At 71.7% G+C, this 13662-nt stretch carries 13 protein-coding genes; 1 reads left to right on the top strand and 12 read right to left on the bottom strand.

What is annotated here, in order from left to right; all coding sequences use genetic code 11:
* Positions 1-37: 37 nt before the first annotated feature.
* From POL72_RS14255 to POL72_RS14245, 3 genes are all read right to left on the bottom strand, one after another.
* A complete protein-coding gene (locus tag POL72_RS14255; protein ID WP_272095756.1) occupies positions 38-871 on the bottom strand; it encodes a hypothetical protein in 834 nt (277 codons plus the stop codon).
* A 1-nt stretch (position 872) separates the two neighbouring features.
* Positions 873-1340: an ABA4-like family protein gene (locus POL72_RS14250; RefSeq protein ID WP_272095755.1), complete on the bottom strand. Its 468-nt coding sequence runs from the start codon at positions 1338-1340 to the stop codon at positions 873-875.
* A gap of 76 nt (positions 1341-1416) precedes the next feature.
* Positions 1417-2088 carry a TetR/AcrR family transcriptional regulator gene (locus tag POL72_RS14245; protein ID WP_272095753.1) on the bottom strand — a complete coding sequence of 224 codons (672 nt, stop codon included), beginning with the start codon at positions 2086-2088 and terminating at the stop codon, positions 1417-1419.
* A 270-nt stretch (positions 2089-2358) separates the two neighbouring features.
* Between POL72_RS14245 and POL72_RS14240 the strand changes: the two genes are divergently transcribed.
* Positions 2359-3000, top strand: a complete 642-nt coding sequence (locus POL72_RS14240; RefSeq protein WP_272095751.1) for a Uma2 family endonuclease — start codon at positions 2359-2361, stop codon at positions 2998-3000.
* A 57-nt stretch (positions 3001-3057) separates the two neighbouring features.
* Here POL72_RS14240 and POL72_RS14235 read toward each other — a convergent pair whose 3' ends face one another.
* The 9 genes from POL72_RS14235 to POL72_RS14195 all read right to left on the bottom strand — a co-directional run bounded on the left by POL72_RS14235 (position 3058) and on the right by POL72_RS14195 (position 13366).
* Complete coding sequence (locus tag POL72_RS14235) at positions 3058-4017, bottom strand: hypothetical protein (RefSeq protein ID WP_272095750.1); 960 nt, start codon at positions 4015-4017, stop codon at positions 3058-3060.
* A gap of 129 nt (positions 4018-4146) precedes the next feature.
* Positions 4147-5154, bottom strand: coding sequence for a UDP-glucuronic acid decarboxylase family protein (locus tag POL72_RS14230; RefSeq protein WP_272095749.1), 1008 nt, complete (start codon positions 5152-5154; stop codon positions 4147-4149).
* On the bottom strand, positions 5151-6317 hold the full coding sequence (locus tag POL72_RS14225) for a CgeB family protein (protein WP_272095747.1): 1167 nt from the start codon (positions 6315-6317) through the stop codon (positions 5151-5153). The genes POL72_RS14230 and POL72_RS14225 overlap by 4 nt, the downstream gene beginning before the upstream one ends.
* Positions 6314-7453, bottom strand: coding sequence for a CgeB family protein (locus tag POL72_RS14220; RefSeq protein WP_272095746.1), 1140 nt, complete (start codon positions 7451-7453; stop codon positions 6314-6316). Before POL72_RS14220 ends, POL72_RS14225 begins: the two co-directional genes overlap by 4 nt.
* Positions 7450-8595, bottom strand: a complete 1146-nt coding sequence (locus POL72_RS14215) for a CgeB family protein (RefSeq protein ID WP_272095745.1) — start codon at positions 8593-8595, stop codon at positions 7450-7452. Before POL72_RS14215 ends, POL72_RS14220 begins: the two co-directional genes overlap by 4 nt.
* Entirely contained in the window at positions 8586-9827 is a 1242-nt protein-coding gene (locus POL72_RS14210; protein WP_272095744.1) for a glycosyltransferase family 4 protein, read from the bottom strand. The genes POL72_RS14215 and POL72_RS14210 overlap by 10 nt, the downstream gene beginning before the upstream one ends.
* Positions 9820-11139: a TIGR04295 family B12-binding domain-containing radical SAM protein gene (locus POL72_RS14205; protein WP_272095743.1), complete on the bottom strand. Its 1320-nt coding sequence runs from the start codon at positions 11137-11139 to the stop codon at positions 9820-9822. The genes POL72_RS14210 and POL72_RS14205 overlap by 8 nt, the downstream gene beginning before the upstream one ends.
* Positions 11118-12251, bottom strand: a complete 1134-nt coding sequence (locus tag POL72_RS14200) for an SDR family NAD(P)-dependent oxidoreductase (protein ID WP_272095742.1) — start codon at positions 12249-12251, stop codon at positions 11118-11120. The genes POL72_RS14205 and POL72_RS14200 overlap by 22 nt, the downstream gene beginning before the upstream one ends.
* On the bottom strand, positions 12248-13366 hold the full coding sequence (locus POL72_RS14195) for an NAD-dependent epimerase/dehydratase family protein (RefSeq protein ID WP_272095741.1): 1119 nt from the start codon (positions 13364-13366) through the stop codon (positions 12248-12250). The genes POL72_RS14200 and POL72_RS14195 overlap by 4 nt, the downstream gene beginning before the upstream one ends.
* Positions 13367-13662 lie beyond the last annotated feature (296 nt).

The following is a 13662-nucleotide window of genomic DNA, read 5'->3' as shown; positions in this document are numbered from 1 at the left end:
GGCTCGCCTAGCGCAGGACCGCCGTCCTCGTGGCGCGCTACATTCGAATCAGCGGTCGCCCTGCGAGGGCTGTCAGGAAGAGCGCCAGCGCGACGGCGCCGTAGGCGACGCCGAACGCGATGACCCATCGCACCGCCCGCCGCGTGCGCGGCGCCGACCCCGAGGCCCGCGCCGACAGCCAGTACCCGACCAGCGGGACGGCCTGCAGCGCGTGCATCCCGAAGAAGTGCGCTATGCGCAGGTCGCCTCCTCGGGTGCTCCAGTTGACGACGGGGAGCCCGGGCCCGCCGTCGGCGACGCCGACGCCGTGCGCGTTGTGCGCCGACATGACGCCGCCTTCCGCGCAGGCCAGCAGGAACAGGAGGAGACCCAGCCGGATGCCCCAGAGGTAGGGAGCCGGCAGCGGAGGTCGCGCCGCCCAGAACCTGTACGCGAGGTACGCCGCGAGCGCCGTGTTCACGAGGATGGCGATGCCCATGAGCGCGAACACCGCGCCGTCGAACAGCGTCGATTGATTGAAATGCGACGCCACGCCCCGCGCCGCCTGCGCGGTGATCGCGATCATCTCGAAGCTCACCAGCGCCACCGTGCCCCAGACGACCGCCCTGCGGCCCCTCGGCGGGAGCGCGACATCGCCGACGAGCCAGTTGATCGTCAGGAGGTAGATGGCGATCGAGGCGGCGAATTTGGCCGGCTTGATCCACGGGTTCACCCCCATCACGAGGCGCGCGTCGAGCGGGGCGACGGCGAGCAGCAAGACGAGCAGCGCGACGTGGGCGGCGGCCGCCGCGAACAGGACGGGGCTCCGCCGGAGGAGCTCCTCGATCGGGCGAGGGAGCTGGAGCGAGGTGGTCACAGAGCGCGCGCTCATGTCAGGCCTCCTCGACGCGGCGCTGCGCCACGGTCCTGTCGAGGGCGCGCGCCGATCGATCGGCGATCGCGCGGACGGCGAGGTAGAGCGAGAACCCCATCGGCCCGAGCATCAGCGTCAGATAGAGCACCGGGGCCATGAGCCACGGCGAGATGTCGCGATCGCGGCTGTCGAGGTACACCCACCGGCCCACGAAGAGATCGAAGGTGAGGAAGTGAACCCAGCCGATCGTGGCGCCCGCGGGCGAGCCGAGCAGCGGGGCGACCGCCGCGAGGCTCGGCTGGTTGACGATCGGCAGCACCTCGCCGATGACCGGGAGGACGAGCGCCGTGTAGAGCAGCGCGGGCGCGACGACGACGAGCGGCGACTCCATGATCCGCCGCGTCCATCGAGCGCGGGGCAGAAAAATCATGAGGAACCAGAACGGCATCACGAGCAAGCCGCTCAGTCCAAAGACCTTATCCATCATACCCTCCACCGACTGCTGATTGTAACGATGAAACTATTAGTAACAGTGTTAACTTCGCGGGAAAAAAAGAGAGCGATCAGGGGTGCAGGCCCCGGACCATCATCTTCATGGCGATCTCCATGGTCCGGTCGACGTCGTCGGCCGTGAAGCGGCCGCGGTCGGCCAGGCCGAGGGCGGTGATCCCGTGGACCAGGGCCCAGACCACCTGGCTGTGGCGCTCCACGTCTCCGCGCTGCATCACGCCGGCATCCATCGCGGACGCGACCGCGTTTTGCAGCACGTCGAACGAGTCGATCATCGGCTGCTGCCGCGCCTTCCGCTGGTCGAAGACGAAATCGAAGCGCTGCATGAACATCAGCCGGTAGTGCACCGGGTTGTCCATGCCGAAGCGAACGTACGCGGCGCCGAGCGCCACGAGCCGCTCGATCGGGTCCGCCGTGCTCTCGGCGGCCGCGACGAGCGCCCGCTGGAACTCGGTGAAGCCGTCGTGGACGATCGCGAACAGGAGATCGTCCTTGTCCTCGTAATAGCGGTAGATCGTCGTCGCCGAGTAGCCGATGCGCTCGGCCACCTGGCGCATCGAGAACGCCTCGTAGCCCTGCTCCAGAAACAGCTCGCCCGCCGCCGCCAGGATCGCGCCCCGCAGGTTCTCCTTCTGCTGCTCGCGGCGCTGCAAGCTCGACGCCTGCAGGCGCTCCGCCTGGGTCGTGCCGCTGGTCTTCGTGGTCTTCGGGCGCGAGCTCGCCATGTCCGTGTCGCCTGGCCTCCGGGCGGCGCAATGGCCGTCCATGTCTTCGGACGTAACAGTGTTACTTTTTATAACAACATGATTATGTACCGTCAAGGATCTTTTCTGGAGCGCGTTTCGGCGGTCTCCGGGGCATATCGGGCCCGCCGTCACCCCTGCCAGCCCTCATGGTTCGCCGAGGTGCGGCGCATGCGTGCGCGCGTCTGGTGGGAGCAGAGGCGGGCCGCCGTCGCGGTACACCCCTTGCGTCGGGCGTGATAGGCTCTGTTCATGGTCCAGGCCGCGGCTCGTTCACCCGCACCCGCGTCAGGCCGGCGGATGTCGCTCGTCGAGTGGGCGGCCTTGCCCGAGGATGAGCCGGGCGAGCTCGTGGACGGGCTGCTCGTGGAGGAAGAGGTGTCCGGCTACGTTCACGAGGTCGTGGTCGGCTGGTTGATCCACATGCTCCGCGTCTGGATCACCCCCCGCGGCGGGCTGGTGGGCGGCTCGGACGCGAAATTCGCGGTCAAGGCGCAGCGGGGCCGGAAGCCCGACGTGACCGTCTTTTTTCCCGAGAACCGGAGGCCGCCGGCGCGGGGGCTCGTGCGTATCCCGCCCGATATCGCCGTCGAGGTCGTCTCTCCCACGCCGAGCGACGGGCGCCGCGATCGTGTCGAGAAGCTCCGCGAATATGCCGCCTTCGGGGTGCGCTGGTACTGGATCGTCGATCCGCAGCTCCGGAGCATCGAGGTCCTGGAGCTCGGGGCGGATGGGCGCTATGCGCACGCGCTCGACGCGACCGATGGGAGCATCGATGTGCCTGGGTGCGAAGGGCTCCGGCTGGAACTCGATGCGTTGTGGGAGGAAGTCGATCAGCTCGGCGCCGAGGAGGGCGAAGCGCCGGAGGAAGACCAGGAGAGCTTGCCGCGGTAGCCTGCCGGCGGCGCCTCATGGCGCCGCCCCCTTCGTCAGCTCGCCTCGCCGGCGCGGTCAGTTGATGGGCACGAACTCCCCACACGCCTGTTCGATCGCCGCGAGGGCGTTCGTGAGGCCGTCCTCGAGGTGCCCTTCGCACAGGTCCCAGAAGAACCCACGGCCATCGGCGGCGAACAGGTCCACGAGCCTCTGCATGTCCTCGGCCGCTTCCGCGTCCCCATAAGCGCCCGCGCACTCCCGCCTCCCGCCGATGCCGAGGAACACCACGTTCTTCGCGTCACCCTTCGCGGCGACCAGCCGATCGTGGATCTGTTGCGGCGTCTGGCGCGGGACGGGCTGCTCGTCCTCGTCGGTGATCGCCACCACCACGAGCAGCGCGTCGTTGCGGAGGAACCCCGCGTTCTCGGCGGTCGAGAACGGCGGCTCCAGCGCGGCGGCGACGGTGGACGCGGGCTGCTCGTCGTCGCTGTCGCCGGTGCACTCGACGTCGTCCGCATAGAGGTCGGCAGCGCACTGGAACTCGCCCGTGAGGTCGGTGCTCGTGCTCTCCATCCACGCCTTGCCGCTCTGGAACGAGCAGTCGCCCGCGGCGCCGCGCGTGTGGAAGTTGGCGGGGAGCGGGCAGGCGTCCATCACGGCCGCGCGGAAGTCGATGATGCCATCGATATCGAGCAACGCCTGCGCGAACGCCGGGAACACGACGTCGCGCATCGATGCCTTCTCCTCATCCATGCTCGAGGAGTTGTCGAGCGCGAACACGACATCGACGTGCTCGCACCCCGTCGCGCCGTTGCCTCCTGCTCCGCTGGTCCCGCTGCCGGACCCGGACCCGATGCCGGAGCCAACCCCCTCGCCGAAGGAACCCCCCTGGCCGCTGGAACCCCCCGCCGGCGCATCGCCCGAGCTCGAGCCGCCCGGCGAACCGCCGGTATCGCCCGTGCCCGAGTCCCCGCCGCAGCCCGCGATACCCACCGTCGCCGCGCAGAGCGCCGCGCACCATGCCCTGAGATCCATGCCGCTCTCCTTCGCTCTAAGTTAAGGGCGTAGTGCCCCTGCCGTTCGCCGCACGGCCCTGTGCGACAATCGGGCGTCAGAGCGCTCACGGTATCATGAGCGCCGCACCGGCTCCACGGTCGGCTCGACTCAGCCGTTCGCAGCCCGGGGCAATGGTGCGTCATCGTCCGACACAGGGAGCCCAGGTGCGCGATGGCCCAGCCCGAGCGCGCTCCGGAAACCCTCGATCGTGCGGCGAAGACCCGTGCGCAACGGCACCTTGGGCTCGAACCCGAGCACCCGCCTCGCGCGATCGATGACCGGCTGCCGCTGCCTCGGATCGTCCTCGGGCAGCGGGCGGAACACCACGCGACCGCGGCTCCCGGTCAGGTGGAGCACCTCCTCGGCGAGCTCCAGCACCGTGAACTCCTCGGGATTGCCCAGGTTCACCGGGCCCGTCTCGGCCGGGTGCTCCATCAGCCGGACGATCCCCTCGATGAGGTCGTCCACGTAGCAGAAGCTCCGTGTCTGGGATCCATCGCCGTACACTGTGAGGTCCTCACCCCGGAGCGCCTGTACGATGAAGTTCGACACCACCCGACCGTCGTCGAGCGCCATCCGCGGGCCGTACGTGTTGAAGATCCGCGCCAGGCGTACCTCCACGCCGCGCCGGTGGAAGTCCATCACCAGCGACTCGGCGCAGCGCTTCCCCTCGTCGTAACAGGAGCGGATCCCGATCGGGTTCACCGCGCCCCGGTAGTCCTCCGGCTGCGGGTGGACCTCGGGATCGCCGTAGACCTCGCTGGTCGACGCCTGGAAGACCCGCGCCCCGCAGCCCTCGGCGAGCTTCAGCGCGTGGAGCGCGCCGACCACGTTGACCAGCGTGGTCCGGACCGGGTCGCGCTGGTAATGCGGCGGGCTCGCCGGCGAGGCGAGGTTGTAGATGCGATCGACCTCCCGCTCGTACGGCTGCATGACGTCGTGCTCCACCAGCCGGAAGCGCCGGTGAGAGAGGAGATGGGCGACGTTGTCCCGGGAGCCCGTCGAGAAGTCGTCGAGCGCGACGACCTCGTGGCCCTCCCGGATCAGCCGATCACACAGGTGGGAGCCGACGAATCCGGCGCCCCCGGTCACCAGGATGCGCAGCGCTGCGCTCATGTCTCTCTGACCTCCTCTCCAGGTCGACTCGCCGCGTCGACGTCATCCTTCCCGGTCCCCCCCCGGTCCCCCGGGCGCTCCGGCGCGTCCTGCTCGTCGAGCAGCTCCCGGGTGTACCTCTCCAGCGCCTCGGCGCGGTGCGCCGCGGTGTGTCGGGCGAGCACGCGCTCGCGCGCCCGCTGGCCGATCGCGATCCGCTCCCGCTCGGGGAGCTCGCGGAGCAGGTGGAGCACCTCCTCCGGGGAGCGGGCGACAAGGATCTCCTTGCCAGGCTCGAAGAGCTCGTCGAGCCCAGGCCAGTCGTCGCTGATCACCGGCACGCCGCACGCCGCCGCCTCGAAGAGGCGCACGCTCGGCGAGTACCCCGCCTCGATCATGTCCCGGCGGGTGACGTTGAGCGTGAAGCGCTGCGCGCCGTAAAAGCCGCGGTGATCGCCCGGCGGGACGTGATCCGTGCGATCGACGTTGGTGGGCCAGCCGAGGTCCGCCGGGTACTGCGGGCCGGCGACAACGAAGCGGCCTCGCCCCCAGCGGCGCGCCGGCGCGACGAGGAGCCGGTCCAGCGTGGGCTGGCGATCGGCGCTGTATGTGCCGAGGTAGCCGAGATCCCACCGGGGGGGCGCGCGCTCCGGGAAATACTCGTCCGGATCCACCGAGCAGTAGAGCGCTCGCGCCCGCTTCGCCCCGTGGCGGCGCTCGAGCCGCTCGAGCGTCGGGCCGCCCGTGAACGAGAGGTACAGGTCGTACCGCGGGATCAGCGCCGGAGACAGGTACCCGGCGCCTCCCCGCTCGATCTGCTTGAGCGTCACCGGCGTGTCGATGTCGTAGAACGCGGTCTTGCCGCGCGCCGTCTCCGTCACCCAGGCGCCGACCTCGGCGCCGTCGGGCACGTAGGACCCGACGACCACGAGGTCCGCGTCGCGCACCGCGCCCGCGAAGCGCGCGCGGAGATCGTCGAGCCCCCGGTAGAGCTCGGTCCGGCCGTAGGGCGGGCTCGGGAGGTCGCGGTTCTCCGCGTAGAACGAGAGGTCCCGCTCCAGGAACAGCACGCTGTGCCCCCGCTGGGCCAGCCGCCTGAGCAGCCCGCGGTACGTCGTCGCGTGGCCGTTGCCCCACGACGAGGTGATCGACAGGCCCAGGAAGACGAAGGAGATGGGCTTCACGGCGGCGCGTTCGCGGTGAGGGTTGCGCCGTCGGGGCGGGCCAGCAGGGCCTCGACCTGCCTCGCGCGCTCGGCGTAGGTGTGCCCCGCGAGCACGCGCTGCTTCGCCGCCCTGCCGATCGCGCGGGCCCGCTCGGGCGTGAGCGTCCGGAGGATCTCCGCGACGTCGTCGCCGCTCCTCGCGACCAGCACCTCGCGCCCGGGCTCGAGGAAGAGCTCGATCCCCTCCCACGCGTCGGTGACGAGGCACGCGGCCGCGCCCGCGGCCTCGAAGACGCGGGTCGCCGGGGAGAAGCCGACCGACGCCATGCTGTCGCGGGCCACGTTCAGCACCGCGCGGGCGCTGGCGTTGAAGGCGTTGTGGTCCGCCGTGTAGACGTGCCCGACGTAACGGACGTTCGGGGGCAACGCCTTGTCCTGCCAGCCGCTGCCGCCAAGGAGGAACCGGAGCCCGGGGAGCGCGGCCGCGGGCCGCAGGAAGAACTCCTCCACGCGCCGCTCCCGGTCCGGCAGGCGGTTGGCGAGCAGCGCAAAATCGCAATGAAATCGAGGATCCGGCGCGACCTCGAGGTGGGTCTCGGGGTCGAGCGCGTTGTAGATGGGCGCGCAGCGCCGCGCGCCGAGCGCCTCGTAGCCGCGCACCACCGGGTCGCCGCCGCCGTAGGTGAAGACCAGGTCGTAGCGCGGGATCTGCGCGCGGAAGGGATCCGACGGCGCGGCGCGGACCCGCTCGAGCGTGGCCGGGGCGTCGACGTCCCAGAAGATCGTCGTGAGCCCCGGCCGATCGAGCGCGGCGACCTCGGCCTCGAGCAGCTCGTCGAAGACGCCGACGCCGCTGGCCTTGACGACGACGTCGGCGCTCCGGGCCTGCTCGACGAGCCGCCTGGGCTCCGCGGGGTCGGTGCCGGAATAGACAACGACGCGGGCCCACGGCGGGTCCTCGATGTCGCGGTGCTTCTGCCGATCGTAGGCGTCCGGCTCGTGGAAGGTGATGCGGTGCCCTCGCGCCGCGAGGGCGCGGAGGATGCCGCGGTAGTAGGTGGCGGCTCCGTTCCAGTAGGCGGAGACGAGGCTCGATCCGAAGAAGGCGATGTCGAGCGATCGGCTCAGGGTCGGGCGTGGGCTGCGTCGGTTCATGACGTGGCTCGCTGGGGTGTGGCGGCGGGCGCGGGAGGGTCGACCTCGACGCCGAGCTCGGCGGAGATGGCGAGGAGCTCGTCGACCCGGTGGGCGCACGTGTGGCGCGCGAGAATCGTCCTGCGCCCCCGCTCCGCCAGCTCGGCCGCCAGGGCGGGCTCGGCGAGGAGGGCCGCGAGGTGGCGCTTCATCTGGTCGCCGTCCCGGGCGACGAGGTAGTCGAGGCCGGGCGAGAACAGCCCCTCCGCGTCGCTCCACGGCGAGCAGATGAGCGGGATGGCGCAGGCCATGGCCTCGAACGGCCGGATGGTCGGGATCCCCGGGAGCGAGGCGACGTAGGGCCTCCTCGGGACGTGGACGGTCACCCTGGCCCGCGCGAACGCCTCGGGAGCGCGGTAGTTGGGGAGCCAGCCCCGGTGCTCGATGCCGGCCGCGTCGAGCGCGGCGCGGGCGTGCTCGGGGTAACGCACCCCGTACACGTGGGCGGAGAGGCCGAGATCGCGCGCAGGGCCGATCAGGAACGCGTCGAGCTCGCGGGTGCGCTCCTCGTCGCCCCAGTTGCCGATCCACACGAGATCGCGCTCCGGCCCGGCCCCGCGGCGCGGGCGGAACACGCGGACGTCTGCGGCCTCGTGCCAGACGAAGGCCCGGCGGGCCCATCGTCGCGCGAGGTAGAGGTCGCGGATCACCCGGCCGAAGGCGAGGACGCCGTCGTAGCGGGTGAGGTCGTAGCGCGCCATGGCCCCGGGATCCGTCACCGACCGGTGGTGCGTGTCGTGGAAGAGCAGCCGGTACGGCGCGCGCGGCGCGCGTGCCCGGTGCGCGCCGATGCGGGCGACCAGCTCGGGCTCGCTCCACTCGTGGACGATGACCAGCGAGGTGCCCTCGAGCGCCTCGTCCAGGTCGAGCGAGGCAAGGTCGTAGCGGATCGGATCGACGCGCGGATAGACCTCCCTCACCTCGCGGAGCGGCGCGTCGCCGTGATCGGCGACGAGGTTCTGGAGGCTCCAGGCGTCCCTCGGCTCGAAGGCGCGGACCTCGTGCCCGCGCTCGGCGAGCTCGGTGACCACGCCGCGGAGGAAGTGCGCGTTCCCGTGGTTCCAGTCGGAGAGCAGGGAGTGGCAGAACAGGGCTATGCGCATGGCGTGCTCGCCTTCTTCGCGGGGAGCGCGGCCGCGAACCCCGAGGTCCCGCGCCGCTCGAGCACCACGGCCGCATCGCGCGCCGGCGAGCGCGCTTCCCTCGCCGGCGAGCGCTGTTCGCTGCGCCCGCGGCCGAGGAGCTCGCCGTAGAGGCGCAGGTAGCCCCGGGCCATCCGCCGCGGCGAGAAGCCGAGGGCGCGGGCGCGGGCGCGCGCAGCCATCTCGCGCCGCGCGCCGGGCGCGTCGATGAGCGTCCGGAGCGCGCGCCGGAGGGCCTCCGTGTCGCCGGGATCCACGTAGAGGGCCGCGTCCCCCCAGACCTCGCGCAGGCTGGGGATGTCGCCCAGGACGAGGGCGCACCCGGAGAGCGCCGCCTCCAGGACCGAGAGGCCGAACGGCTCGTAGCGGGCCGGGTGAGCGTAGATCGACGCGCGGCCGAGCGCGGCGGCGACGGCGGAGGGCGAGAGCACGCCGAGGCGCTCGAGCGAGGGGAGGGGTATCGCGCTCGCGCCCCCGCCGGGGCGCACGTCGCTCCCGGCCACCTGGATCGGCCAGGGCAGGTGAGGGGCTACCTCGCCGAGCGCCTCGATGTTCTTGGCCTGGTCCCAGAGCCGCCCGACCGCGAGGACGAGCTCCTCCTTGGGGCGCGGGGCGAACCGCGCGGGATCGGCGGCGTTGGAGATCACCTCCGCCCGCGAGCCCGCGGGGAGCGGGCCGTGGTGGCGCAGGAGGGCGTCGAGCATCGCCCGGGTCGGGGCCACCACCGCCGACGCGGCGGCGAGCCCCCGGGCCACCTCGCGCCGGTAGCGATCGTACCGCGGCGGCGCCTCCCCGCCGAGGACCGCCGCCCACCAGGAGAGGACGCACGAGTGGGCCACCACGAGCTTCGGGGCGCGGAAGTCGAGCGCGCCGTGCGCATAGCCGTTCAGGTGGATCAGCGCCGGGCGGAGGCGCTCCTCGAGCTCGAGGAGCCAGTCCCCGGCGCGCGCGACGTCGTCCCAGGGATCCTCCATCCACTCGAGCCGGAAGGAGCTCTCGAAGACGGCGAGCCCGGGCACGCGGCCCGCGGCCTCGCGCTGGGGCGCGGAGAGCGGCCCGCCCAGGGTGGCGAGCGACGTCCTGACCCCGCGCGCCGCGAGCGCGCGCGCGAGCTCGATCGCGTAGGAGAAGACGCCCCCCACCGTGTCGGCGGTCATCAAGACGGAGCCGGGGGCGCGCGCGGCGTCAGCCATGGCCGGGGGGCGCGATCTCCAGCGCGGAGAGCGGGAGAGGGCGGCTGTCCTGGAGGTCGCTGAAGCGATCGAACCGATCGAGGTAGTGCGCGACCGAGCGCTCCCACGCCTGATCATCGGGTGCGCCCCAGCGCATCGTGTACTCGGGCGAGCCCGGGTAAGGGAACATCGGCACCGGCTCGTTCGCCCACACGCCGTGCTGCCGGAGCCGCTCCCGGAAGGCGGCGACGTCCGCGGGATCGTCGGTCGGCGACTGGATCAGGTTCGCCTGGACGAAGGGGACGCTCTGCTTGGCGTGGATCAGGAGATCGCCGAGCTGCTCGGTCGAGAGCTTGCAGCGCTTGGCCAGGAGGCTCCTGCCCTCCCGGGTGATGCTCTCCACCCCTGCCTCGATCGAGACGCACCCCGCTCTCCCGAGCAGGTCGAGCATCTCCCGGCTCCAGTTGTCGACGCGCATCTGGACGCCGAACGACACCGGGCGATCGACGAGCGCCTCGAGCAGCGGGCGATCCGGCAGGAAGATCTCGTCGATGAAGTAGACGTAACGGACGCCCTGGGCGACGAGCCCGTCGAGCTCGTCGAGGAGCACGTCGAGGGGGCGCTTGCGGTAGCCCTCGCGGAAGTTGTCCTTCGCGCAGAAGGTGCAGTGGTAGGGGCACCCTCTGGACGCCTCGACCTCCGCGCCGGGGCCGATCGGCGCGGCGTCGAAGCGGTGGTGGTGGTGGGCGTGGCGCGCCACCGTGGCCTCGTCCCAGCGGAGGGCCGGCAGCCGGCCCATGTCCGAGGCGCGCGGGCCGCCCTGCACGCGCGCCTCGTCACCTTCCAGCCAGGCGATCGAGTCGATCTCGCCCCAGCGCGATCGCGGGCGATCGGCGAGCTCCACCAGCACGTCCTCGCACTCGCCCATCACCACGGCGTCGACCCCGAGCTTGCGCAGGGTGGCGCGAGGGGTGGTGGAGGCGTGGGGGCCCACCGCGAGCCGGAGCCCTGGCAGCCCGTGGAGTGCGCGGAGCGCCTGCTGCGGGACGCGGAGCTCGGGCGGCGCGCAGCGCCAGAAGAGGTAGCTCGGCGCGGTGGTCACCACGATCGCGTCGGCGCGGAGCGCGGCCACCTCGTCGCGGAGGGCGCCGTCGGCGAGGCCCCGGGCCTGGGCGTCGATGACGGTCGCCTCGTGCCCCGCGGCCTCGAGCAGCGCCCTGGCGTAGCCGTACTCGAGGGGCAGGTGAGGCTCGCGGCAGCCGAAATAGATGCTCCCCTCGAAGCTCCAGGCCGGGTTGACGAGCGCGAACCTCACCGGACGCCCCCCGCGCACGGCTCCTTCGCGGGCTGGCCGGCGGCGACGGCCTTCCCGGCGCCCGTCGTCTCCGTCATCTCCCGCAGCCAGCCGTGCAGCCTGCGCACCCCCTCGCGGACCCGGACGCGCGGCCACCACCCCGTGGCCGCGGAGAGCCGGCGGCAGTCGGAGACGTAGTACCGCTGATCGCCCGGCCGCCACCCCTCGAAGCCGATCAGGGGGCGCTTGCCGTCGAGCTCCTCGATGAGGTCGAGCAGCTCGAGCAGGCTGAGGGTGTTCTCAGGGCCCCCGCCGACGTTGAACGCCGACGCCGAGATCCGCCGGATGTCGCCGCGGGCGAGGAGGAGCGCGTCGACGAGATCGTCGATGAAGAGCACGTCCCGCACCTGCATCCCGTCGCCGTAGAGGGTGATCGGCTCCCGCCGGAGCGCCTGGAGGAGGAAATGAGCGACCCACCCCTGGTCCTCGGTCCCGAACTGGCGAGGACCGTAGATACAGCTCATCCGGAACACCGCCGCGGGGAGCCCGAAGGTGCGGGCATAATCGATGACGTACTGGTCCGCCGCGCCCTTGGAGCAGCCGTAGGGGCTGTGGAAATCGAGCGGGCGGGCCTCGGAGACGCCGGAGGCCCGGAGCTCCGGATCCGTGGGCTCGTAGCGCCGGCCGCTGCACGAGAGCGGGACGTCGGGGAGGCCGCCGTACACCTTGTTGGTCGACGTGAGGAGGAGCGGCGGAGGGGCGCTCTCGGCGCGGATCGCCTCGAGGACATTGAGCGTCCCGCGGGCGTTGATCTCGAAGTCTTCCACCGGCTGGACGAGGCTCGTCGTCACGGCCACCTGGGCGGCGAAGTGGAAGACGCTGGAGGCGCGCCGGACCGCGGCCGCGACAGCGCGGGCGTCCCTCACGTCGCCGGTGATCAGCGTGACGCGGTCACCGTGGGTGCGCCTCAGCCACTCGACGTTGCGCGCCACCGAGGGGCGGGAGAGGTTGTCGAAGAGGATCACCGCCTCTCCCGCCTGGAGCAGGCGGTGGGCCAGGTTGGCCCCGATGAAGCCGGCGCCGCCGGTGATCAGCGCCGGGCGTCCTTCCGCCAGGGTCGCGCCGTCCGGGTCGAGCGCCGCGGCGCTCATACCGTCAGCCCCCTGGATTCCAGCTCTGCGCGGGCCTGGGCGACAGCGTCCTTCGCCACCTGACCCTCGAGCCAGTCGGCGAGATCGCGGAGCCCCTCCTCGAGCGAGACCCGGGGCGCATACCCGATCTTCTGCTGCGCCGCGCCGATGTCGGCGAAGCAGTGCCGGACGTCGCCCAGCCGGGATTTCCCGACGATCTCGGGCTCGATACCGCTCTTCCCCATCACCTCGCGGACGCGCTCGGCGACCTCGCGCACGGTGTACGACCGCCCGCTGCCGATGTTGAGCACCTGGCCGATCGCGGCGTCGGCGCCGAGGGCCCGGACGCAGGCGCGGGCGACGTCGGTGACGCTCACGAGATCGCGCCGCTGCAGCCCGTCCTCGAAGATCACGGGCGGACGGCCGTTGAGGAGCCTCGCGGCGAAGATGGCGAGGACGCCGGTGTACGGGTTGGAGAGGGCCTGGCGGCGGCCGTAGACGTTGAAGAAGCGGAGCGCGACGGTCGGGATCTGATAGGCGCGCCCGATCATCAGGCAGAGCCGCTCCTGGTCGTACTTGGAGAGCGCATAGACCGACTCGAGCGACGGGGGCTTGGACTCGGGCGTCGGGATGGGCACGAGCGCCTCGCCGGCCTCGCTCCGGACCTCCCAGTCGCCGCGCCTGAGCTGCTCGAGCGGCCGGCTCACGCCGGGGACCACCGCGCCGGAGGCCGTCCGGTAGAGCCCCTCGCCATACACGCTCATGCTGGAGGCGACGAGCAGCCTCGAGACCGGCTTCTCGGCGAGCTCCTCGAGGAGCACGGCGGTGCCGACGTTGTTGATCGAGGTGTACTCCGCGATCTTGTACATGCTCTGTCCGACCCCGACCGCGGACGCGAAGTGGACAACCGCGTCCACGCCCCGGAGCGCCGACCTCACCGCGTCGCGGTCGCGGACATCACCCACGATGAGCTCGACCTCCGGGTCGAGGTACGCCGGGCGGCGGCGGTCGGGGCCGTGCACCTGAGGGACCAGGCTGTCGAGCGCCCGGACGCGGACCCCCTGGCGCAGGAGCTCGTCGGCGACGTGAGAGCCGATGAACCCTGCTCCACCGGTGATGAGGACGTGGCTTGTCATATCCCTCTGGTTCGATGATCGGCGCACGGCGGAGGCGCCGCGAGCCCGGGCGGAACAGGCGAGGCGAGCGAGGCCAGATGAGGCCGGAGGTCGATGTCCCTTGCGATGACGTCGTGCTCCGGCGGATCGCTGCGCGTCGTTCCCTGCTCCGTTCGTTGCAAACAGGGCATGATCGTTGCCCCGGACGCCATCCGAGTATCATGCGACTCACGATCACGCAAGCATCGTTGTGAGGTATTCAACAAGGGCCCGCTCCGTGCGATTTTCCGTGCTCCGCCGAGGAATGCTCGAGTCTG

It is taken from the genome of Sorangium aterium (genome assembly GCF_028368935.1).
In the GTDB taxonomy this organism is placed as follows: Bacteria; Myxococcota_A; Polyangia; order Polyangiales; family Polyangiaceae; genus Sorangium; species Sorangium atrum.
This window is presented reverse-complemented; position numbering and strand designations above follow the sequence as displayed.

Coding starts and splice junctions, on each gene's coding strand:
- POL72_RS14255 (WP_272095756.1), bottom strand. CDS start 871: ATGAGCGCGCGCTCTGTGACCACCTCGCTCCAGCTCCCTCGCCCGATC.
- POL72_RS14250 (WP_272095755.1), bottom strand. CDS start 1,340: ATGATGGATAAGGTCTTTGGACTGAGCGGCTTGCTCGTGATGCCGTTC.
- POL72_RS14245 (WP_272095753.1), bottom strand. CDS start 2,088: ATGGCGAGCTCGCGCCCGAAGACCACGAAGACCAGCGGCACGACCCAG.
- POL72_RS14240 (WP_272095751.1), top strand. CDS start 2,359: ATGGTCCAGGCCGCGGCTCGTTCACCCGCACCCGCGTCAGGCCGGCGG.
- POL72_RS14235 (WP_272095750.1), bottom strand. CDS start 4,017: ATGGATCTCAGGGCATGGTGCGCGGCGCTCTGCGCGGCGACGGTGGGT.
- POL72_RS14230 (WP_272095749.1), bottom strand. CDS start 5,154: ATGAGCGCAGCGCTGCGCATCCTGGTGACCGGGGGCGCCGGATTCGTC.
- POL72_RS14220 (WP_272095746.1), bottom strand. CDS start 7,453: ATGAACCGACGCAGCCCACGCCCGACCCTGAGCCGATCGCTCGACATC.
- POL72_RS14215 (WP_272095745.1), bottom strand. CDS start 8,595: ATGCGCATAGCCCTGTTCTGCCACTCCCTGCTCTCCGACTGGAACCAC.
- POL72_RS14210 (WP_272095744.1), bottom strand. CDS start 9,827: ATGGCTGACGCCGCGCGCGCCCCCGGCTCCGTCTTGATGACCGCCGAC.
- POL72_RS14200 (WP_272095742.1), bottom strand. CDS start 12,251: ATGAGCGCCGCGGCGCTCGACCCGGACGGCGCGACCCTGGCGGAAGGA.
- POL72_RS14195 (WP_272095741.1), bottom strand. CDS start 13,366: ATGACAAGCCACGTCCTCATCACCGGTGGAGCAGGGTTCATCGGCTCT.